The organism is Noviherbaspirillum phoenicis, assembly GCF_047237965.1.
Lineage (GTDB): Bacteria > Pseudomonadota > Gammaproteobacteria > Burkholderiales > Burkholderiaceae_D > Noviherbaspirillum_A.
The window spans coordinates 414,293-435,370 of record NZ_JBDFLX010000001.1; the positions used below are offsets into that span (position 1 = coordinate 414,293).

Sequence of the window (21,078 nt, forward strand, 5' to 3'; positions counted from 1 at the left end):
CCTTTTCATTCAGCCCGACGCGTGAACCCTGACCCTGGAAACGACCCGACCCCGACCTTGCCGGCGCCCGTACTGGCCAGCGGGGCGCGGCTGATCGCCTGCCGGGAGTGCGACCTGCTGCAATATGAAGTAGCGCTGGGCAATCATGCCGATGCCCACTGCAGCCGCTGCAACAGCGTGCTCTACCGCGGCACCCGCGCCAGCCTGCCGCTGATGCTGGCGCTGATGGCGAGCTGCGCGGTCCTGCTGGTGGTCTCCAACCTGTTTCCGATCGCGGTGCTGGAAGTGCAGGGCGCCCATGTCGAGGCAACCCTGATCAACACCGTGGTCACCGTCTATAACCAGGGGCGCGAACTGGTGGCCACGCTGGTGCTGCTGACCACCATCGTTCTGCCGGCCATCGAGATCGTCTGCATGCTGTACCTGCTGGTGCCGCTGGCGCTGGGCCGCATCGCGCCGGATACGCCGGCGGTGTTCCGGCTGGTGCTGGCCATTCATCCGTGGAGCATGATGGAAATCATGCTGCTGGGCGTGCTGGTCACCCTGGTCAAGCTGACCGACTTCGCCAACATCATTCCGGGCGTGTCCCTGTGGTCGTTCTGTGCACTGATCGTGTTCTTCACCATGGCGGCATCGGCCTTCAGCGTGCGCGATTTCTGGAGTTGGGTGGAAGAGCGCGAGACGGCGCTGGACATGAAGGAAAGCCTGCAATGAAAACACCCGTACAACCGGCGCGCGATGGGAGCGCCTGATGCCTTCCGCCCTGCAGCAGGGCCTGGCTTCCTGCCACAGCTGCGGCATGCTGTCGCGCCTGCCGGCGCATGCGCGCGGCCATTGCCCGCGATGCCATGCGCGGCTGCATGCGCGCAAGCCCGACAGCCTTTCCCGCACCTGGGCGCTGGTCATCCTCGCCTATATCCTCTACATCCCGGCCAACCTGCTGCCCATCCTCGAGAGCCGGGCGCTGCTTACTGCCGAGAGCGACACCATCATGAGCGGCATCCTGATGTTCTGGGAGAGCGGCTCATGGATGATCGCCGGCCTGGTATTCATCGCCAGCATCGTGGTGCCGCTGACCAAGCTGCTGGCGCTGACCTGGCTCCTGGTGTCGGTGCAGCTGAAGAGCCGGCGCCGCGCGCTGCAGCGCACCCAGCTGTTCCGGCTGGTGGAGTTCGTCGGCCGCTGGTCGATGCTGGATATCTATGTCGTGGCGCTGACGGTGACGCTGGTGCAGGTCGGCACGCTGGCCTCGATCGAGGTCGGACCCGGCGCACTGGCCTTCGGCGCGGTGGTCGTGGTGACCATGGTGGCCGCCCATACTTTCGACCCGCGCCTGATCTGGGACGCCGCTGGAGATGCCCGTGAGTGAAGACAAGCTGCCGCAAGGCGCATCCCCGATTCCCGACGCGCTGCCGGTGCCCAAGCGGCGCTGGGCAGTCAACATCGTCTGGCTGATTCCGCTGGTGGCGGCGCTGGTGGGCGGCTGGGTCGCGATCCATTACCTGATGCAGCGCGGTCCCACCGTGACCATTGAATTCGCCAATGCCGACGGCCTGGAAGCCGGCAAGACCAAGGTGCGCTACAAGGAAGTCGACATTGGCACCGTGTCGGCGATCGCCATCGCCAAGGACCGCAGCCATGTGATCGTCACCGCCAAGATGGCCAAGCAGGCCGAGGACCTGCTTGTGACCGACACCAAGTTCTGGGTGGTGCGTCCGCGGGTGACCCTGAACAGCATCAGCGGCCTGGGCACGCTGCTGTCGGGCGCCTATATCGGCCTCGATGCCGGCAAGTCGGAGGAAGGGAAGTGGGACTTCAAGGGCCTGGAAACGCCGCCGCCGATTCCGTCCGACCTGCCGGGGCGGCGCTTCAAGCTGCATGCCGACGACATCGGCTCGCTGTACGTCGGCGCGCCGGTGTACTACCGGCGGGTGGAAGTGGGCAGCATCACCGCCTACAAGCTCGATGAAAACGGCAAGGGCATCACGCTGGAAGTGTTCGTCAATGCGCCGCACGACCGCCTGGTCACCACCAATGCCCGCTTCTGGCATGCCAGCGGCATCGACGTGTCGATCGAATCCTCGGGCGTGAAGCTCAATACCGAGTCGCTGACGTCCATCATCGTCGGCGGCATTTCCTTCCAGGCGCCGGAGGAAACCGCGGCCGGCGATGCGGCTCCGGCCGATGCCTTGTTCACGCTGTACGACAACAAGGCAGCGGCGTTGAAGCTGATCAGCCGGGAAGTGCATAGCTATGTGCTGTACTTCGACGAGTCGCTGCGCGGCCTGGCGCCCGGCGCGCAGGTGGACTTCCGCGGCATACCGCTGGGCGAGGTGAAGTCGGTCAGCATCGAGTACGACCGTGAAGACAAGGTGGTGCGCTTCCCGGTGGAAATTGATATCTATCCAGAGCGCATGCGCGCTCGCTACCGTCCCGGCGCGCCGGAGATGTCGGCGATGGAGCGCAATCCGCAGCAGCTTCTGGACCGCATGGTGGCGCGCGGCTTCCGCGCACAGCTCAAGAGCGCCAACCTGCTGACCGGCCAGCTCTACGTGGCGCTGGACTTCTTCCCCAAGGCGCCGAAGGCCAAGATCGACTGGAACAAGAAGCCGGTGGAGCTGCCGACCGCACCGGGCGCGCTGGAAGACATACAGCAGACCCTGGGCAACATCGCGGGCAAGCTGGAGAAGGTGCCGTTCGACACGATAGGCAACGACTTGAGCCGCGCGCTGAAGACCCTGGACACTACGCTCAAGAGCGCCAACAGCACCCTGAAGCAGGTCGACAGCAGCGTCGTGCCGGAACTGCGCGGCACGCTGGAATCGGCGCGCAAGGCGCTGGGCAATGCCGAACGCACCCTGGCGTCGGATGCGCCGGTGCAATCCGACCTGCGCGACACGCTGACCGAAGTCAGCCGCGCCGCGCGCACCCTGCAGGACCTGGCCGACTACCTGAGCCGGCATCCGGAGTCGCTGATACGCGGCAAGAAAGGCGATTGACATGAGAAGAAAAGCCCGCGCCGCCATCGGCTGCATTGCATTGACCATCGTGCTGGCGGCGTGCGGCAGCGCGCCCAAGGACAAGTTCTACACGCTGGCGCCGGCCAGCGTGATGGCGCCCGCAACCGCAGCCACGGCGTCCGCGCCGGCGCGCTACGGCGTAGCCATCGGTCCGGTGCGGGTACCGGAAGCGCTGGACCGCACGCAGATGGTGGTCAGGGAAGGCCCGAACCGGGTCGAGATCCTCGACCAGCACCGCTGGGCGGGTTCGCTCAGGAGCGAGATCGCGCGGGCGCTTGCCGCCGGCGTCGGCGCACAGTTGCCCGAGGCCCAGGTCAGCGTGCATGACGGCCAGGCGGGCCGCAATGCGGCTTACCGGGTGGCGGTCGACATCGAGCGTTTCGATGCGACGCTCAATGACAGCGTGGCCGTGCAGGCTTTGTGGACCCTGCGCCAGGAGGGCGGCAAGGAACTGGGCAGCGGCCGCTTCGCCGCCACCGAGCCGACCGGGCCGGGCGGTTATGACGCCATTGCCGCCGCCTATGGAAAGGCGCTGTCGGCAATGAGCGCAGAGGTGGCGAAGGCTGTGCGCGGTGCGCAGGCGGCGCCGCGCTAGCTGGCCGCTTGCGGGTCCAGGCGACGGTCTGCGTGCCGTGTGCCGCGCCGGCCGGTGTTGTCCACGATTGCCCTCAGCAGCCTTTCCGTTCTCGCGGGATTGGCGCCGGATGGCACGGAGGTGCCCTGAAAGGTGGCCAGATAAACCAGGCTCTGCGGATTGCTCGCCAGCAGGTCGGCCAATGTGGGAAAGCGCGCGCGGCTTTGCGGGTCGGGATTGACCTGGTCGAATGCGACGTTCCGGTCCAGCAGCATTTCAATCAGCATGGCGGCGCGGTCGGCCTGCCGTGAACCGGTCAGCTGCGCAAAACCCTGGCAGACATGAAACGCAAGCGAACGGGCCTGGCGGTCGGCCAGCGCATGCCTTGCGCCCAGGTTCAAAAGCTTGATCGCGGCATCCCATTGTCTGGCCTTGACCGCTGCCATCAGCGGCATGTCGCCGTTAGCCGCCGGCATGTTGAGCCGCGCGCCTAGTCCGATCAGAACCTCCATTAACGCGAGGTCGCCAGCCTGGGCAGCGCTGCTCAGCAGGGTATGGCCGTCGCCGGTATAGCGGTCGATGTTGTCCTGCAATATCTGGAATTCCTGCAAGGCCGTAAGGAACAAGGGCAGGAGTGCCTCGCGCTCGAGCATGCGCTGCGCTTCGCTGGCGAGCGCGTTTTCATCGACAGACGAACGGTAGTGGCCCATGGCAAAGCCAAGTGCCATCGCGTCGGCAAGGCGGGTGGCCGCAAACAGCCGCGATGAAAAGGCGCCGGCTGGCAGTGTCAGGGTGTCGAGGTCATGCTCGCCGGCGATCAGCGCCTTGCTGGTGTTTTCCAGTTCCACGGACGATGCCGGCCGCAGCGCCGCATGCAGGCATGCATTGGACAAACCAGGCCGCGCGGCGCGCTGCAGCAGCCAATGATGCAAGGTTTCCCGGGCTGTCAATTCCCAGTTCTCATTCTTGGTATTGTCGTCGTCGTCGTCGTCGTCGTCGTCGTCGCTGGCATCGATGGCGTCGAGCATGGCAATCGGATCGCAGCCGGCATCCAGAATCGCGCTCAGGGCTTCATCCGCGCAATTCTTGGCAACCGCGGTGCGCAGCGCTTTCCAGGCGGCTTTGTGTCTGTCATGCGCTGTGGCAACCGGTCCGCTCAACAGCGCTTGGAGTACGGAAAAGCACCCCATCTCCACAACCTCCTTCATGTCGATGTGGGAGAGGTCGAATGTGTGGTAGGCCGCCAGGGTATGGGCCAACTCGATCTTGTCATCGTCAGTGGCGTATGACATCAGCGGAAACTCGGCGTACGCTTCCTTAAGGTCGATGCCAGGTACGCTTAGCAGGGCATGGACAATTGCCATGTGGCGGTTTTTTGCGGCTACTTCGAGTGCAGGGCCAATGGCCTCGGTATCCCAGTGTAATTTATCGAAAGACAGCAATCTTTCTGCAGCCATCAAGTGATTTTCTTTGGCGGCCCAAGTCAGTGCATGGGCGCATCCTTCACTGTCCCGTTCGATCTCCCTTGCAGCCAGGAAGGCTTCGATGATGCCAGTTGACTCGGAGTAATTGAGAACAGCGTGTGTGAATGGAGTCCAATTTTCGTTGGCCACTCCTGCGCGGATCAGCATGTTGGCTGCATCCTCCGTAGCAAGCGCTGCGCGCAACACGTCTACGTGGCCCTCTTCAACCACCCAATGCAACAAGTCCCAATAGTCGTCATCATCACTGTTTGCCAGGAGAATGTGCGGCTCGGCCAACAGCCTCAAAACGACCGGCAAATGATTATTGCCCGCGGCAAAGCTGAGCGCGGTCCCGCCACGCCTATAGCCGAAGTTCAGGTTCGTGTCGGGCACCTCCAGCAGCGCCTGTACCGTGTCGAGATGCCCGTTCATGGCAGCCAGTACCAATGCGCTGAAATCGCCATAGCTATCGACCTCCTCGGATGCCACCATGTTCGCGTCCAGGCCAGGCAAGGCCAGGAGCGCCCGCACCATCTCGGTGTTGCCCCGTTCGGCGGCGACCAGAAACACATGCTTAGGCTCTTTTTCGCCGAGTGTCGGCTCGACGTCATGGCTTCGGATCAGTTCCAGCACAAGACCGCAATGGTTGCCGTCGAATGCCCACTGCAGCATGCTCCAGCCATCCTTTGCCTGGGAAGGAATTCGGATGGTTGGATGCGACAGCAGCATCCGTATCACCTCGACGTGCTGGCCCTCCACAGCATGGCGCAAGGCAGTCCAGCCTTGGGCGTCCCTGGCATTGACGGCAATGGCCGGCGCCGTGAGCAATACCTTCACCAGGCTTTTTCGACCATGCCTGGCGGCCCAGCGCAATGCCGTCCAGCCCTGCGCGTCCTCGGCGTTGACATCGGTCCTGCCGCAGGCGGCCAGGTCGAACACGCTTTCATAGGCGTAGTCCATGACCGCCAGATGCAGTGCCGTGCGGCGATTGGCATCCCTGGCGTTGATATCGATCCGAGTATTGCCTAGTAGAAGCCTGATGGTGTCGGAATCGCCTTCCTGGATGGCAAGGTGCAACACTGTTTTTCCGTCTGCGTTCCTGGCATCCACATCGACCAGCTTGCTGGCAAGCATGGTCTGAATGAGACTCTCGTCCAAGCCGCCAGCGGCGCGAAGCCATTTTCGGTCACGTGCATTGGGAGACAATTCCGCCAGCCATTCCGGCAGGCTATCGGACTCCGTTTCAGCCTCGCCAGAACTCTCTTCCGCACCGTCTCCGGCGCCAACACATTCCCTGGCAGCGATGGTCTGGATAGGGTCCTTGGGTGAGCCACCGACGGCTTGATATATTTGCTCTAGCTGATCGGGAGACACTGGCACCAGCCATTCCGACAAACTAACGGACGCCTCGTCAGCTTCCCCAGAACTCTCTTGCGAGCCCTTGTTGCTGGCAACACATTCTCCATCGCGCTCGTCGGAAGATTGTTTTGCCGGCAAGCGCGACGGGTCATCGGGTTTCTCTTCAGCTTTCGGGGGTGGAAGTCGCGGCCCTGAGGTGATTCGTTCGGGGCCAGCTTGTGAAGGCGTGCGGGCCTGGTGACCTGGCATGTCGAGCAGGGCGAACCCTGCCTTGTCCTGCTGCCTGGTAAGCAGCGGCATGGCAAGCATCTGCGGAACGGGCTGGCTTGCCCTGGCCTTCACTACTGCGTCGGTGTCCCGAAAAGACTGCGGAAGATGCCGCTGTCCGGCAATGGGCTGGCTGCCTAGCGTGGTTTCATTCATGGTCGGGTCCCGGTGGAGAAACAGGTTTGAGGCGTCTGCCCGACCATGCAGCATGGCCGGCTACCTGAAAGGCGCCGCCTGAGTTTCCTGATTCCGGCCCGGGTTCACACCATGAAGCGAACCCAGGCCCGGGACAAGCGCTAGTCCGCCACTGTCACCCCGCGCCAGAACGCGACGCGCCCGGCGATTTCCTTCGCAGCATCCTTGGGCTCGGGGTAGTACCAGGCCGCGTCCTTGTTGACCTGGCCGTCGACCACCACGTCGTAATAGCTGGCCACGCCCTTCCACGGGCAGGTGGTGTGCGTCGCGCTCGGACGCAGCATCGCGCTGTTGACGGATGCGGCGGGGAAATAGCGGTTGCCCTCGACGACGACGATGTCTTCCTGCGCAGCCTCGGCAATGACGGCCTGGTTCCAGACAGCTTTGGTCATGATGCGTCCTCCGGTGGTGGGTTAAGGGTGGTCAGCCGGTGTTGCGCAGTCCGGCCGCGATGCCGTTGATCGACAGGTGGATGCCGCGGTTGACCCGGCCATCCCGCGGCTTGTCCTCCGCGGCATTGGCGCGGTTGCGCTTGATCAGTTCCACCTGCAGATGGTTCAGCGGGTCGAGATAGGCGAAGCGGTTCTTGATCGAGCGCGCCAGAAGCGGATTGGCCGCCAGCCTTTCCTTCGTTCCCGTGATCTGCGCCAGGCAGGCCACGGTCTGCTCATGCTCGGCGCTGATGCGCCTGAAGATCGCATTGCGTAGGCGCTTGTCGGGCACCAGTTCGGCATAACGTGAGGCCACTGCCAGGTCGGTCTTGGACAGCACCATGTCCATGTTCGACAGCAGGGTGGCGAAAAAGGGCCAGTCGCGGAACATGGACTTGAGCAGCGACAGGCGGGCGCTGCGCTCGCGCTTGCTGCCCGCGTCCAGCCAGGCCGAGATCGCGCTGCCAAAGCCGTACCAGCCCGGCAGCAGCAGCCGGCACTGGCCCCAGGAAAAGCCCCACGGTATCGCCCGCAGGTCCTCGATGCGGCGGCTGGCCTTGCGCGAGGCCGGGCGCGAGCCGATGTTGAGTTCGGCGATCTCGGCGATCGGCGTGGCGGCAAAGAAGTAGTCGGTGAAGCCCGGCGTGCCGTACACCAGGTCGCGATAGGCGTGATAGGCCAGCTCGGAGAGTTCGTCCATCACGCGCTCGAACTCGGCCAGGCGGCCGGCTTCGCGGCGGTTGTCGGAGGGCGGCATCAGGCTCGCTTCCAGCGTGGCCGACACCAGTAGTTCCAGGTTGCGCCGGCCGATTTCCGGATTGGAGAATTTCGATGCAATGATCTCGCCCTGTTCCGTCAGCCTGATCTGGCCGTTCACCGTGCCGCTGGGCTGGGCCAGGATCGCATCGTAGCTGGGGCCGCCGCCGCGGCCGACGGTGCCGCCGCGTCCATGGAACAGGCGCAGCGTGACGCCGGCGCGCTTGAACACTTCCACCAGCCTGGTCTCGGCCTTGTACAGTTCCCAGTTCGAGGTCAGGAAGCCGCCGTCCTTGTTGGAGTCGGAATAGCCCAGCATCACTTCCTGCAGCTCGCCCTGCTTGGCGATGAGCCGCCGCACCACGGGAATGGCCATCAGGTTTTCCATGATCTCGGCCGCGCGGCGCAGGTCGGGAATGGTTTCGAACAGCGGGATCACCATCAGCTCCAGGTCGCTTTCCGGCTCGGCCGCGCCGGCCTCGTGCCAGCGGCTGCGCAACAGGCCGGTTTCCTTCTGCAGCAGGAAGACTTCCAGCAAGTCGGATACTTCCTCGGTATGGGAAATGATGTAGTTGCGGATCGCCTTGACGCCGTAGCGCTCGCGGATCTCGCGCGCCGTGCCCAGCACCGCCAGCTCGGACCGGGTCTCGTCGCTGTAGCTGATGTAGGGCGAGTACAGCAGCCCGGGCCGCGCCAGTTCGGCCAGCAGCAGCGCCACCTTGGCTTCCTCGTCCAGCGCGGCATAGTCGGACTCGACCCGCGCGCAGGCGAACAGTTCCGACAGCACCCGCTCATGCACGTCCGAACTCTGGCGCATGTCCAGCGTGGCCAGGTGGAAGCCGAAGATCTCGGAGGCCCGCAGCAGCGACGCCAGGCGCGGCCGCACCATGGCCGCGCCGAAATGGCTGGTCAGCGAGTCGACGATGGTCTGCAGGTCCAGCGTGAACTCGATGGCGCTGGCATACGGTTCGGCATGGCCGACTTCCTTGCGCAGGATGTTGGTCGCGCCCAGCGTCCGGGCGCTGGCGGCCAGCCTGGCATAGATGTAGATCAGCGCGCGCCGGTAGGGCTCGTCGTTGCGATGGTCCGACAGGTCGGGCGAGGCATCGGCCAGCGCCTGCAGTTCCGGGCTGACGCCCACCAGCAGCGTGGAAATCGACAGCTCCGCGCCCAGCGCATGCACTTCCTGCAGATAGAAGTCGAGGATGGTGGTGGACTGCCGCACCAGCGCATGCTGCATCGTGGCGGCGTTCACGTTCGGGTTGCCGTCGCGGTCGCCGCCGATCCAGCTGCCCATCTGCACGAACGGCGGCAGCTTGGGGCTGGGGCTCTTGTTGCGCAGTTGCGGGAACTGGGCGGCGAACTCGACTTCCATGTCCTCGTACAGCGCCGGCAGTTCGCGCAGGAAGGTGATGCGGTAATAGGAGAGCGCGTTCTCGATCTCGTCGGCCACGGTCAGCTTGGTGTAGCGCAGCATCCGGGTCTGCCACAGCGTGGCGACCTGGGCATGCAGCAGTTCGCCGTTGCGGGTGCGCTCGCGCGGCGTCAGCGGCAGGTCGCGCTCGGCCAGCAGGCGGGCGATTTCATGTTCCGCATCCAGGATGCTCTTGCGCTGCACTTCGGTCGGATGGGCGGTCAGCACCGGCGACACCAGGGCGCCGTCGAAGAATTCCCGGATCGCCGCGCCGGGCACGCCGGCGTCGTCCAGCTTCGACAGCGCATACGGAATGCTGCCCGGCTGCGCGGCCGAGCCGGCCAGCAGGTGGGCGCGGCGGCGCCGGTTGTGGTGCTGGTCCTCGGCGATGTTGGCCAGGTGGGAAAAGTAGGAAAAGGCGCGCACCACCGAGATGGTCTGCTCGCGCGTGAGCTTTTTGAGCATGCGGTTCAGCTCGGCCCCGGCCGCGGAATCGGCCTCGCGCCGGAAGCGCACCGCGGTCTGGCGCACGGTCTCCACCACGTCGTAGACGGCGTCGCCTTCCTGTGCCCGCAGCACCTCGCCCAGCAGGCGGCCCAGGAGGCGAATGTCCTCCTTCAGCGGTTCGTCCTTGGCGATGGTGGAAGATGCGGGCCGGGTGGATGTCTTTACCTGCTTTGCCATGATGGGGTTGCGCGCTCCATAGAGGGGGAATGGGGTCAGCGGGCGAAAGTCGGCATGCTAAAATCGGCCGCCTTCCGCCCCTGAAAAGAGACTGTCTTGAATGCTGCTGCCTTGAATCCTTTTACCGGAAAACTTGTCATTGCCTCACGCGAAAGCCGGCTGGCGATGTGGCAGGCCGAAACGGTACGCGCCCAGTTGCGCGAATTATATCCGCACAGTTCAGTTGAAATTCTGGGAATGACCACCCGCGGCGACCAGATTCTCGATCGCACGCTGTCCAAGGTTGGCGGCAAGGGCCTGTTCGTGAAGGAACTGGAAATCGCCATGCTGGAAGGCCATGCCCACCTGGCGGTGCATTCGCTGAAGGATGTGCCGATGGAGCTGCCGCCGGAATTCGAGCTGGCCGCGGTGCTGGAGCGCGAGGATGCGCGCGACGCCTTCGTCTCCAACGACTACGACAGCCTGGCCGACCTGCCGGCCGGCGCCGTGGTCGGCACCAGCAGCCTGCGCCGCCAGGCGCTGATCGCCGCCCGCTTCCCGCACCTGGTGATCCAGCCGCTGCGCGGCAATCTCGACACCCGGCTTGCCAAGCTCGACCGCGGCGACTATGCCGCCATCATCCTGGCCGCCGCCGGCCTGAAGCGCCTCGGCCTGCCGCAGCGCATCCGCAGCCTGCTGGAGCCCGAGCAAAGCCTGCCGGCGCCGGGGCAGGGCGCGATGGCAATCGAGATTCCCGCCGGCCGCGAAGACCTGCGCGCGCTGCTGGCGCCGCTGAACCATGCCGACACTTCGGCCGCGGTGCGCGCCGAACGCACCCTGTCGCGGGTATTCGGCGGCAGCTGCCAGGTGCCGCTCGCGGCTTACGCCACCGTCAGCGGCGACCTATTGCACATGCGCGCCATGGTCGGCACGCCCGACGGGCAGCGCATCGCCCGGGCCGAGGCCAGCGGCCCGGTCGACGCGCCCGAAGCGCTGGGCGAACAGATCGCGGCGGCGCTCAACACCCAGGATGCCGCCGCCATCCTGGCGGCGTGCAAGGCGGATGCCTGATACCGTCGTCATCACCCGGCCGGCGGCGCAGGCCGCCGCGCTGGCGCAGCGGGTAGCTGCGGCGGGCCACGAGGCCATCGTCTTTCCGCTGCTGGCGATCGATCCGCTGCCTGACCAGTCGGCCCTGCGCGCCGCCCTGGCCGATGTCTCTCCCTATGCGCTGGTGGCCTTCGTCAGTCCGAATGCGATCGACGCCGCCTGCGCCATCCGCAGCGAATGGCCGCGCGAGGTGACGCTGGCGGTGGTGGGCGAGGGCAGCCGCGCCGCGCTGGCCCGGCACGGCATCACCGACGCCAATGCCACCATCGTCAGCCCGGCAAACACCCGGCGCACCGACTCCCAGACCCTGCTGGAAACCCTGGATCTCGACCGCCTGCGCGGCGGCCGGGCGCTGATCGTGCGCGGCGAAACCGGACGCGAACTGCTGGGCGATGCATTGCGCGGCGCCGGGATGCAAGTGCAGCAGCTAGCTGCTTACCGGCGCAGCATTCCCCCGCTGGATGATGGCCGCCGCCGGCAGCTGCTGCGTCTGCTTGATGCCGACAGCATCTGGATCATTACCAGCTCGGAAGCCTTGCGCGGCCTGATCGGGATGGCGACCCAGGCCGGCGGCAGGGATTGCGTTGTAAAATTGCAACAAATGCGCCTGCTGGTTCCGCACGAGCGGATCGAGGAAACCGCGCGGGAACTGGGTTTCTCCTCTGTGGCGCTGACCGGATCAGGCGACGAAGCGCTGCTTGCCGCGTTACAATTCCGCGGATGAACGAACCGCCTTACAACCCTGACCTTCCCCAGCCGCCGCACCTTGCAGCGGGAACAGCGGACCCCATGGCGCCTTATCTACGCAATCGCAACGGACGTATCGGTTATGTGCTGCTGGCTGTGCTGGCCCTGCTGCTGGCATTGCAATGGTGGAGCAACCGCTCCGAGCTGCGCCAGCTGCGGCGCGAGATGGCGCAGCGGCTGCAGACCGGCGACACCATGGCCACCGAGAGCCGTGCGATCGCAAGAACGGTGCAGGATGATGTCAAGGAATTGCAGGCCAAGGTCTCGGTACTCGAAAACAAGCAGGTGGAAGGGCAGAGCCAGCAACTGGCGCTGGAGCAGCTGTACCAGGAGCTGTCGCGCAACAGCGACGACTGGGCGCTGGCGGAAATCGAGCAGGTGCTGTCGACCGCCAGCCAGCAGCTGCAACTGGCCGGTAATGTGCAGGGTGCGCTGATCGCGCTGCAGAACGCCGATACCCGGCTGTCCCGCTCCGACAAGCCGCAGTTCATCACGATACGGCGCGCCCTGGCGCGTGACATGGAAAAGCTCAAGGCGCTGCCTTCGGTCGACGTGACCGGCATCGCATTGCGGCTCGACAGCCTGATCAGCCAGGTCGACCGGCTGCCGCTGCTGGCCGATGAAAAGCCGGCGCTGCCGGCAACGCCGGCGAAGAACCACGCCGCAGCGGCCGACGGCACGCCGGCGCAGGGCCCGGCCTGGATCGGTGCGCTGAGCGACAAATGGCAGAGTTTCTCCAGCGAGATGTGGACCGAAATCCGCCAGCTGCTGCGGGTGCGCACCGTCGACACGCCGGACGCGCTGATGCTCTCGCCCAGCCAGGCCTACTATGTGCGCGAAAACCTGAAGCTGCGCCTGCTCAGCGCCCGCTTGGCCTTGCTGTCCCGCAATGAAAACGCGTTCCGCAGCGACCTGATGGCGGCGCAGGATACGATCAACCGCTACTTCGACACCCGCGCCCGCCAGACCCAGTCGGCGCAGACCCTGCTGAAGCAGGTGCAGGCGAGCGACCTGACGATCGAGATGCCGACCCTGAACGAAAGCCTCGGCGCCGTGCGCAACTACAAGTCCAAGCCCTGAACCTCATGCGCATCTTTCTCTGGCTCGTCGCACTGCTGGCCACCGCGATCGGACTCGCGGTGATGGCCCGCTTCAATGCCGGCAACGTGGTGCTGTTCTATCCGCCGTACCGGGTCGATCTGTCGCTGAACTTCTTCCTGCTCCTGCTGCTGCTGCTGTTCCTGCTGAGCTATGGCGTGCTCAATGCCATCCGCACCGCACAGAAGATGCCGGCCCGGGTAGCGCAATATCGCCGCAGCCGGCGCGAGCGGGAAGGCAACCGCGCCTTCCGCGAAGCGCTGAAGGCCTTGTTCGAGGGCCGTTTCGGCCATTCGGAAAAGGCGGCGGTGCGGGCGGAAGACCTGGAGGAGAACCGGGCCCTGGCGGCGCTGATCGGCGCGCGCGCGGCGCACCGGATGCGCCAGACGGCGCGGCGCGACGCCTGGCTGGCCAAGGCCGAAGCCGAACCGGCACTGAAGGCCGCCCGGCTGATGACGGCCATCGAATTGCTGGTCGACGAGGACAAGCCGGAAGCCGCGCTCGACCATGTGCGCGAACTCAACTCGACCGGCACCCGCCATATCCACGCGCTGCGGCTGGCGCTGAAAGCCAACCAGCGCGCAAAGAACTGGCCGGAGGTGCTGCGCCTGACCCGTTCGCTGGACAAGAACAATGCGCTGCATCCGGCGCTGTCGCAGCGCCTGCGTGAACTCGCCTACGACGACCTGCTGTCGGCTCGCAGCCACGACGCCGAGTCGGTACGCCGGGTCTGGGCGGAGGTGCCCGCCGCGGACCGCATCAAGCCGGCGATTGCCGTGCGCGCCGCCGATGCCTTCAACACCCACGGCCTGCATGAGGAAGCGGCCGGCGTGGTGGAGAAGGCGCTGGCCGAGGCTTGGGACGACAGGCTGGTCTGCGCCTACCGCCGCGCCGCCGCGCCGGAAGGATCGCCGGCCCTGCTGGCCCAGATCGAGCGCTGCGAGCAATGGGCGCGCAGCCATCCGGGCGATGCCGAGCTGGGCCTGACGCTGGGCACGCTGTGCCTGAAGCAGAAATTGTGGGGCAAGGCGCAGCACTATCTGGAGCAGGCGCTGTCGGATGCGATCGATTCCGACACCGTGCGCGAAATCCACCTGAAACTGGCGCAGTTGCATGAGGCGCTGAACCATCCCGAGCAGGCCGCCGCCCATTACCGGCAGTGCGCGCTGACCAACCTGATCTGATGGCCGGCTTGATCCGCGTCTCGTGCGCTGAGCGGCAAAGCCGTTATAATCTGCCGACTTAAAATTCTTACCACTTCTGGAAAGCACACCATGAGTCTTAACGACGTCAATTCGGGCCGCGACGTGCCCAATGATTTCAATGTCATTATTGAAATTCCGATGAATGCCGATCCGATCAAGTATGAAGTGGACAAGGATTCCGGCGCGATTTTCGTGGACCGCTTCATGGGCACGGCCATGCACTATCCGTGCAACTACGGCTATGTGCCGAAGACCATCTCCGACGACGGCGACCCGGTCGACGTGCTGGTGATCACGCCGTTCCCGCTGATCCCGGGCGTGGTGGTGCGCTGCCGTCCGCTGGGCATGCTGAAGATGAGCGACGAAGCCGGCGGCGACGCCAAAGTGCTGGCGGTGCCGGTTGATAAAGTGCTGTCGATCTACAGCCACTGGCAAAAGCCGGAAGACCTGAACGAACTGCGCCTGCAGCAGATCCAGCATTTCTTCGAGCACTACAAGGACCTGGAAAAAGGCAAGTGGGTCAAGGTCGAAGGCTGGGTTGGCCCGGAGGAAGCCAAGCAGGAAATCCTGAACGGCATTGAGGCCTACAACAAACTGGAAGCCCAGGGCCAGGCCTGATTCCAGTCCTGATCGCCTGACGAGCGGGCGCGCCGATCCGGAAGGGGCGGCGCGCCCGTTTGGTATATGACGGCGGCGCCGGGACACTAGGGGCGCAGTTGCAGTTGCAGTTGCAGTTGCAGTTGCAGTTGCAGTTGCAGTTAGGGTCCCCGTCTGTGTACCGCCGTGCCATCGATGTCCGGAGCGGGAAAAGGTGCGGCGTCTGTCTGAGTCAAGCGCAGCTTGGCGAGTTTAGCCGCGCCCCGCTCCGGGCATCGACGGCACGGGAACCCCGCGCAGCGGGGCGGCACAGTCGGGGTCGCCTTTTCTTGCCTACTTCTTTTGCTGGACTTTGTCCATTTTTCCACAGCGGGTAAGCCCGAAGAGTTCTACCATGAAGCACCGACTCCGCAACGAGAGGTGCATCATGCCATCGTTCCCGAGCTTACCGATTGCAGTTTAGTATTCCGTCCCCTGTTTTCCAAGCGGGTATGGCACTCCGTTCAGATCCTGATCAAGGGGGCCATCCTTGCTGTGGGTTCGCGCACCGTGACGGCCATCCTGCGCGTCATGGGCCTGTCTGAAGACCAACAGTTCCAACGCTTCCATCGGGTGCTCAATCGCAACACATGGTCGACCCTGCAGGCAAGCCGGCGTTTGCTCATGGCACTCATCGACGCCTTCGCTCCCTTGGGCCCTCTGGTCATGGCGCTGGACGATACCATCGAGCGCCGGCGCGGCGCCAGGATTGCCGCTCGTGGCATCTACCGCGACCCGGTCTGGTCCAGCCACAGCAATGTCGTCAAGACCAGCGGCCTGCGATGGCTTTGCCTGATGCTGGTGGTGCCCATTCCCTGGGCACAGCGTCATTGGGCCTTGCCCTTCTGTTGCGCTCTGACGCCCTCGGCGCGCTACTACGCCAACCGCCGTCGCCAGCCGGTCACGCTGACGGACCGAGCCCGTCAGATGCTGCGCCAGGTGCATCGCTGGCTGCCCGATCGGCGCATCGTGGTTGTGGCCGACAACAGCTTCTCGGTGCTTCATCTGCTTGCCGCGGTGCGGCGCGACGTGACCATGGTCACGCGCCTGCGACTTGATGCAGCCTTGTACGAACCGGCGCCTGCGCGGGTGCCCGGCACGCGCGGGCGGCCACGGCTCGTCGGCCATGCACTGCCGAAGTTGCAGCAGGTGCTGGATGCCGCAGATACGCAATGGAAAGCCATCACGCTGGCTTATTGGTACGGGCACACGCACAAGCGGCTTGACGTGGCCACCGGCACCGCCCTGTGGTACCACGGTGGCGCGCCGGCAGTGCCCCTGCGCTGGGTGCTGGTACGCGACCCTATGAAGCAACTCAAGACCCAGGCCTTTCTCTGCACCGACCAGAAGGCCAGTGCGCCGCAGATCCTGAACTGGTTCGTCAAGCGCTGGCAGATCGAAGTGACCTTCGAAGAAGCACGTGCCCATCTGGGCGTGCAAACCCAGCGGCAATGGTCTGACCGCGCCATTGCCCGGGCTACGCCCGCCATCCTGGGCCTGTACTCGGTGGTGACGTTGCTGGCAAGTCAACTGCTGACATCACAAGTCATCACGGTTCGTCAGGCAGCCTGGTATCGCAAGGAGTGCGCCACCTTCTCCGACACCATTGCCATGGTACGGCGATGGCTGTGGCAAGCCGATCATTTAGCGATCTCTGAAAAACCACCAGACATGATAAAAATCCCGACGGATTTGTTTCTGCGCCTGACTGATACGCTCAGTTACGCCGCTTGAATGGACAAAGTCCAGCTTTTGGCGAAGCAAAAGAAGTAGGTCGCCTGCCGGGGCGAACACCCGGCCTGGTCATGACGACAGTGCAGTCGGCTTGTTTCACCAGGCGTAAAAACGTCACTGCGAAGCAGCAGTTGCAGTTGCCTTTAGCAGTGCGCTGCGATCACTGCTAAGGGCAACATCGCCAGTGCTGCCCAGGCGTTGCCGGGTGACGCAATGCGGCTGCACTGCCGTGGAGACAAGCCGGGAATCCGTCCCGGCGGCCGGGTCACTTTTTTTGCTTCGCCAAAAAAAGTAACCAAAAAAAGGCGACCCGGTGATCGCGCCCCCGCTGCGCGGGGGTTCCCGTGTCAGCGGTACCCGGAGCGGGGCGCGGCTAAACTCGCCAAGCTACGCTTGGCTCAGACAGACGCCGCACCTTTTCCCGCTCCGGGCACCGCTGACACGGCGCGCTCAACGGGGCTTCACTGCCACTTCAAAAGCAACGGCCACTGCAACGGCCACTGCAACGGCCACTTCAACGGCCACTTCAACGGCCACTTCAACGGCAACGTCAAAAGCAACCGCAACTGTCGCTGCGCGTACGTCAAAGGCAACCACAACTGCCGCTGCGCGCAAGACCACCGCAACGGCCGCCCCCACCGAATCCACCTCCACCCTAAAGTCCCGCCACTCCCCGCCGATAAACCACTATCGGCCGCACCGTCCGCGCCAACATCGATCAATAAGGATTCCCCATGCAAGCAAGCGCCCAGATTTCCGCTCTCCCTTCTGGCCACCGCGCCGACGCCTCCGCCGGCAACGAATACCTGGCTTTCAAGCTGGGCCAGGAAGAGTACGGCATCGACATCCTGAAAGTGCAGGAAATCCGCGGCTACGAAAGCGTCACCCGCATCGCCAATGCACCGGAGTTCATCAAGGGCGTGATCAACCTGCGCGGCATCATCGTGCCGATCGTGGACATGCGCATCAAGTTCAACCTCGGCGAGCCGCGCTATGACCAGTTCACGGTGGTGATCATCCTGTCCATCGCCGGCCGGGTGGTGGGCATGGTGGTCGACAGCGTGTCGGATGTGACGACGCTGCAGCCCGAGCAGATCCGCCCGGCGCCGGAGATGGGCACGGCGCTCAATACCGATTACCTGGTGGGCCTGGGCACGCTGGAAGAACGCATGCTGATCCTGCTCGACATCGAACGCCTGATGTCCTCCGCCGAAATGGGCCTGATCGATCGCGCGGCGGCCTGATGTATTGACGCTTCAACAAGGCTTGTCGCATCGCCGCGACAAGCCCGGCCCGCAACACGAACTGGACTGCAAATACCTTTCTGATTTCAATGCTGGCGGCTAAAGACTGCGTTTAAGCTGTCGTTAAATTTACCAGATGCAACTTTTTCGCATCCGTCATCAGATAGGATCCTCTCATGCAAGCCAGCATTTCCTCCCCCAGCAGCATCCATGCAGCCGCGCCCATGACCGGCGCCGACGCCTCCGCCGGCAACGAATACCTGGCTTTCAAGCTGGGCCAGGAAGAGTACGGCATCGACATCCTGAAAGTGCAGGAAATCCGCGGCTACGAAAGCGTCACCCGCATCGCCAATGCGCCGGAGTTCATCAAGGGCGTGATCAACCTGCGCGGCATCATCGTGCCGATCGTGGACATGCGCATCAAGTTCAACCTCGGCGAGCCGCGCTATGACCAGTTCACGGTGGTGATCATCCTGTCCATCGCCGGCCGGGTGGTGGGCATGGTGGTCGACAGCGTGTCGGATGTGACGACGCTGCAGCCCGAGCAGATCCGCCCGGCGCCGGAGATGGGCACGGCGCTCAATACCGATTACCTGGTGGGCCTGGGCACGCTGGAAGAACGCATGCTGATCCTGCTCGACATCGAACGCCTGATGTCCTCCGCCGAAATGGGCCTGATCGATCGCGCGGCGGCCTGATGTATTGACGCTTCAACAAGGCTTGTCGCATCGCCGCGACAAGCCCGGCCCGCAACACGAACTGGACTGCAAATACCTTTCTGATTTCAATGCTGGCGGCTAAAGACTGCGTTTAAGCTGTCGTTAAATTTACCAGATGCAACTTTTTCGCATCCGTCATCAGATAGGATCCTCTCATGCAAGCCAGCATTTCCTCCCCCAGCAGCATCCATGCAGCCGCGCCCATGACCGGCGCCGACGCCTCCGCCGGCAACGAATACCTGGCTTTCAAGCTGGGCCAGGAAGAGTACGGCATCGACATCCTGAAAGTGCAGGAAATCCGCGGCTACGAAAGCGTCACCCGCATCGCCAATGCGCCGGAGTTCATCAAGGGCGTGATCAACCTGCGCGGCATCATCGTGCCGATCGTGGACATGCGCATCAAGTTCAACCTCGGCGAGCCGCGCTATGACCAGTTCACGGTGGTGATCATCCTGTCCATCGCCGGCCGGGTGGTGGGCATGGTGGTCGACAGCGTGTCGGATGTGACGACGCTGCAGCCCGAGCAGATCCGCCCGGCGCCGGAGATGGGCACGGCGCTCAATACCGATTACCTGGTGGGCCTGGGCACGCTGGAAGAACGCATGCTGATCCTGCTCGATATCGAATGCCTGATGTCCTCCGCCGAAATGGGCCTGATACAGCAGGCCTGACCTTTTCCAGAGAGCCATGATGAACAAGACAAGCATGAAGGTAAGAACCCGCCTGGCGATCGGCTTCGGCGCGCTGACGCTGTTTCTGATCGTCGTCGCCGGCCTCGGTGTACGCAGCATGGCGCAGATCGAAAAGCGGCTGGAAGACATCGTGCATGTCAATAACGCCGAATCGAACCATGTCACATCGATGCGCGCCACCGTAGCCGATCGCATGATCGCGCTGCGCAATCTGGTATTGCTGACTGAAGACGCGGAGATGCGGCCGGAAGTCGAGCGCATCGAAGCCCAGACCAGGAAATACAACGGCCATGTGGAAAAGCTCAACGCGCTGTTCGCGTCCGAAGCCAGCACCCTGGCGAAGGAAAAGGAGCTGATGGCCAGCATCATGGAAGCTGCGCAGGCTGCTGCGCCCATCATGGAGCGTGCCGCCAAGGCAGGCCTGGCCAATGACAATGAAGGCGCTACCCGCATCCTGATCAAGGAATTGCGTCCGGTGCAACGCACCTGGATGGAAAAGCTGACCCAACTGGCCGACTTGGAAGACAAGCTGTCCTCCGAGGCCATGGCGGAAGCCGGGGCCAGCTACGCCTTCGCCCGCAACCTGATGCTGGCCATTAGTGCGCTGGCGATTGCCATCGCGGTTGCGGCCGGCTGGCTGATCACGCGCTCGCTGACCCGGCAGCTCGGCGGCGAACCGGACGAAGCCGTCGCCATCGCGAGCCGCATCGCCGCCGGCGACCTCGCCACCGACATCCGCCTGCGCGCCGGCGACACCGACAGCATGCTGTGTGCATTGAAGAAGATGCGCGACGACCTCGCCGCCATCGTGACCCAGGTCCGTGCCGGCACCGACACCATTGCCACTGCCTCGGGCCAGATCGCCTCGGGCAACATGGACCTGTCCTCGCGCACCGAGCAGCAGGCTTCCTCGCTGGAGGAAACCGCCTCGTCGATGGAGGAACTGACCTCCACCGTGAAGCAGAATGCCGACAACGCCCGCCAGGCCAACCAGCTGGCGCTCACCGCATCAAGCGTGGCCACCCAGGGCGGCGAAGTGGTGGCCCAGGTGGTCGACACCATGGCCGCCATCGACAGCTCCTCGAAGAAGATCGTCGACATCATCGGCGTGATCGACGGCATCGCCTTCCAGACCAACATCCTGGCGCTGAACGCGGCGGTGGAAGCGGCCCGCGCCGGCGAGCAGGGCCGCGGCTTCGCGGTGGTGGCCACCGAAGTGCGCAGCCTGGCGCAGAAGAGCGCGGCGGCGGCGCGCGAGATCAAGGGCCTGATCGGCGACTCGGTGGAAAAGGTCGAGGCCGGCGGCCGGCTGGTGGCGCAGGCCGGCGGCACGATCCAGGAAGTGGTGGCCAGCGTGCAGCGGGTGACCGACATCATGGCTGAGATCACCGCGGCTAGTAATGAGCAGAGCGCGGGCATCGAGCAGGTGAACCAGGCCATTGCGCAGATGGACCAGGTGACGCAGCAGAATGCGGCGCTGGTGGAGGAAGCAGCGGCGGCCGCCGGTTCGATGCAGGACCAGGCCGCCACGCTGTCGCAGGTGGTGAGCGTCTTCCGTGTGTCGGGCCACGTGGCAGCAGCCGTGCCGGCGGCTTCCAGGCAGCGCACCGCGCCGTCCGCATCGCCGTTGCCTGCGCCCCGGCCTGCCGCCGGCGCCAGCCGCGCGGTTGCGCCGGCAGCGCCCAAGCGGGTGGCGGCGACGGCAGGCAGCGACGCTGACTGGGAAGAGTTCTGATAACCGGGCCGGGATG

18 protein-coding genes are annotated in these 21,078 nt (G+C 64.4%); 14 read left to right on the top strand and 4 right to left on the bottom strand.

Annotated elements, in window-relative coordinates; genetic code table 11:
* The first annotated feature begins 21 nt into the window (after positions 1–21).
* Genes ABC383_RS01915 through ABC383_RS01930 form a run of 4 tightly spaced genes read left to right on the top strand, consistent with a single transcriptional unit; the run spans position 22 to position 3,615 of the window.
* A complete protein-coding gene (locus ABC383_RS01915) occupies positions 22–714 on the top strand; it encodes a paraquat-inducible protein A (protein WP_413011465.1) in 693 nt (230 codons plus the stop codon).
* A 37-nt stretch (positions 715–751) separates the two neighbouring features.
* Positions 752–1,369 carry a paraquat-inducible protein A gene (locus tag ABC383_RS01920; protein ID WP_413011467.1) on the top strand — a complete coding sequence of 206 codons (618 nt, stop codon included), beginning with the start codon at positions 752–754 and terminating at the stop codon, positions 1,367–1,369.
* Entirely contained in the window at positions 1,356–2,999 is a 1,644-nt protein-coding gene (locus ABC383_RS01925; protein ID WP_413011469.1) for a PqiB family protein, read from the top strand. The genes ABC383_RS01920 and ABC383_RS01925 overlap by 14 nt, the downstream gene beginning before the upstream one ends.
* Before the next feature lies 1 nt (position 3,000).
* Positions 3,001–3,615 carry a PqiC family protein gene (locus tag ABC383_RS01930; RefSeq protein WP_413011471.1) on the top strand — a complete coding sequence of 205 codons (615 nt, stop codon included), beginning with the start codon at positions 3,001–3,003 and terminating at the stop codon, positions 3,613–3,615.
* Here ABC383_RS01930 and ABC383_RS01935 read toward each other — a convergent pair.
* The 3 genes from ABC383_RS01935 to ppc form a co-directional block, all read right to left on the bottom strand.
* A complete protein-coding gene (locus ABC383_RS01935) occupies positions 3,612–6,839 on the bottom strand; it encodes an ankyrin repeat domain-containing protein (RefSeq protein WP_413011473.1) in 3,228 nt (1,075 codons plus the stop codon). The genes ABC383_RS01930 and ABC383_RS01935 overlap by 4 nt on opposite strands.
* A gap of 140 nt (positions 6,840–6,979) precedes the next feature.
* A complete protein-coding gene (locus ABC383_RS01940) occupies positions 6,980–7,270 on the bottom strand; it encodes a DUF427 domain-containing protein (protein WP_413011475.1) in 291 nt (96 codons plus the stop codon).
* Between the two features lie 31 nt (positions 7,271–7,301).
* Positions 7,302–10,163: a phosphoenolpyruvate carboxylase gene (ppc, locus tag ABC383_RS01945; protein ID WP_413011477.1), complete on the bottom strand. Its 2,862-nt coding sequence runs from the start codon at positions 10,161–10,163 to the stop codon at positions 7,302–7,304.
* A 111-nt stretch (positions 10,164–10,274) separates the two neighbouring features.
* On the opposite strand from ppc, the gene hemC reads away from it, so the two are divergent.
* The 6 genes from hemC (at position 10,275) to ABC383_RS01975 (ending at position 16,672) form a co-directional block, all read left to right on the top strand.
* Complete coding sequence (gene hemC / locus ABC383_RS01950) at positions 10,275–11,213, top strand: hydroxymethylbilane synthase (RefSeq protein ID WP_413011479.1); 939 nt, start codon at positions 10,275–10,277, stop codon at positions 11,211–11,213.
* Positions 11,206–11,976, top strand: a complete 771-nt coding sequence (locus ABC383_RS01955; protein ID WP_413011481.1) for a uroporphyrinogen-III synthase — start codon at positions 11,206–11,208, stop codon at positions 11,974–11,976. The genes hemC and ABC383_RS01955 overlap by 8 nt, the downstream gene beginning before the upstream one ends.
* On the top strand, positions 11,973–13,079 hold the full coding sequence (locus tag ABC383_RS01960) for a uroporphyrinogen-III C-methyltransferase (protein ID WP_413011483.1): 1,107 nt from the start codon (positions 11,973–11,975) through the stop codon (positions 13,077–13,079). The genes ABC383_RS01955 and ABC383_RS01960 overlap by 4 nt, the downstream gene beginning before the upstream one ends.
* A gap of 5 nt (positions 13,080–13,084) precedes the next feature.
* A complete protein-coding gene (locus tag ABC383_RS01965) occupies positions 13,085–14,281 on the top strand; it encodes a heme biosynthesis HemY N-terminal domain-containing protein (RefSeq protein ID WP_413011485.1) in 1,197 nt (398 codons plus the stop codon).
* 90 nt (positions 14,282–14,371) lie between these two features.
* Positions 14,372–14,920 (top strand): inorganic diphosphatase, encoded by a 549-nt coding sequence (ppa, locus tag ABC383_RS01970; RefSeq protein WP_413011487.1) that lies wholly within the window; start codon positions 14,372–14,374, stop codon positions 14,918–14,920.
* A gap of 399 nt (positions 14,921–15,319) precedes the next feature.
* Positions 15,320–16,672, top strand: a complete 1,353-nt coding sequence (locus ABC383_RS01975) for an IS701 family transposase (RefSeq protein WP_413011489.1) — start codon at positions 15,320–15,322, stop codon at positions 16,670–16,672.
* Between the two features lie 450 nt (positions 16,673–17,122).
* On the opposite strand, the gene ABC383_RS01980 is transcribed toward ABC383_RS01975, so the two are convergent.
* Positions 17,123–17,326: a hypothetical protein gene (locus ABC383_RS01980; RefSeq protein WP_413011490.1), complete on the bottom strand. Its 204-nt coding sequence runs from the start codon at positions 17,324–17,326 to the stop codon at positions 17,123–17,125.
* Between the two features lie 80 nt (positions 17,327–17,406).
* Here ABC383_RS01980 and ABC383_RS01985 point away from each other — a divergent pair, with 80 nt between their 5' ends.
* From ABC383_RS01985 to ABC383_RS02000, 4 genes are all read left to right on the top strand, one after another.
* Positions 17,407–17,916, top strand: a complete 510-nt coding sequence (locus ABC383_RS01985; protein ID WP_413011492.1) for a chemotaxis protein CheW — start codon at positions 17,407–17,409, stop codon at positions 17,914–17,916.
* A 224-nt stretch (positions 17,917–18,140) separates the two neighbouring features.
* Entirely contained in the window at positions 18,141–18,614 is a 474-nt protein-coding gene (locus ABC383_RS01990) for a chemotaxis protein CheW (RefSeq protein WP_413016210.1), read from the top strand.
* A 224-nt stretch (positions 18,615–18,838) separates the two neighbouring features.
* Positions 18,839–19,306, top strand: coding sequence for a chemotaxis protein CheW (locus ABC383_RS01995; RefSeq protein WP_413016212.1), 468 nt, complete (start codon positions 18,839–18,841; stop codon positions 19,304–19,306).
* A 16-nt stretch (positions 19,307–19,322) separates the two neighbouring features.
* Positions 19,323–21,062, top strand: a complete 1,740-nt coding sequence (locus ABC383_RS02000) for a methyl-accepting chemotaxis protein (protein WP_413011494.1) — start codon at positions 19,323–19,325, stop codon at positions 21,060–21,062.
* Positions 21,063–21,078 lie beyond the last annotated feature (16 nt).

Excerpts from the sequence above, each read along its gene's own strand:
- ABC383_RS01995 (WP_413016212.1), top strand. The coding sequence starts at position 18,839 with ATGACCGGCGCCGACGCCTCCGCCGGCAACGAATACCTGGCTTTCAAG.
- ABC383_RS01960 (WP_413011483.1), top strand. The coding sequence starts at position 11,973 with ATGAACGAACCGCCTTACAACCCTGACCTTCCCCAGCCGCCGCACCTT.
- ABC383_RS01965 (WP_413011485.1), top strand. The coding sequence starts at position 13,085 with ATGCGCATCTTTCTCTGGCTCGTCGCACTGCTGGCCACCGCGATCGGA.
- ABC383_RS01955 (WP_413011481.1), top strand. The coding sequence starts at position 11,206 with ATGCCTGATACCGTCGTCATCACCCGGCCGGCGGCGCAGGCCGCCGCG.
- ABC383_RS01935 (WP_413011473.1), bottom strand. The coding sequence starts at position 6,839 with ATGAATGAAACCACGCTAGGCAGCCAGCCCATTGCCGGACAGCGGCAT.
- ABC383_RS01990 (WP_413016210.1), top strand. The coding sequence starts at position 18,141 with ATGACCGGCGCCGACGCCTCCGCCGGCAACGAATACCTGGCTTTCAAG.
- ppc (WP_413011477.1), bottom strand. The coding sequence starts at position 10,163 with ATGGCAAAGCAGGTAAAGACATCCACCCGGCCCGCATCTTCCACCATC.
- ABC383_RS01985 (WP_413011492.1), top strand. The coding sequence starts at position 17,407 with ATGCAAGCAAGCGCCCAGATTTCCGCTCTCCCTTCTGGCCACCGCGCC.
- ABC383_RS01940 (WP_413011475.1), bottom strand. The coding sequence starts at position 7,270 with ATGACCAAAGCTGTCTGGAACCAGGCCGTCATTGCCGAGGCTGCGCAG.
- ABC383_RS01930 (WP_413011471.1), top strand. The coding sequence starts at position 3,001 with ATGAGAAGAAAAGCCCGCGCCGCCATCGGCTGCATTGCATTGACCATC.
- ABC383_RS02000 (WP_413011494.1), top strand. The coding sequence starts at position 19,323 with ATGATGAACAAGACAAGCATGAAGGTAAGAACCCGCCTGGCGATCGGC.
- ABC383_RS01920 (WP_413011467.1), top strand. The coding sequence starts at position 752 with ATGCCTTCCGCCCTGCAGCAGGGCCTGGCTTCCTGCCACAGCTGCGGC.
- ABC383_RS01925 (WP_413011469.1), top strand. The coding sequence starts at position 1,356 with ATGCCCGTGAGTGAAGACAAGCTGCCGCAAGGCGCATCCCCGATTCCC.
- ppa (WP_413011487.1), top strand. The coding sequence starts at position 14,372 with ATGAGTCTTAACGACGTCAATTCGGGCCGCGACGTGCCCAATGATTTC.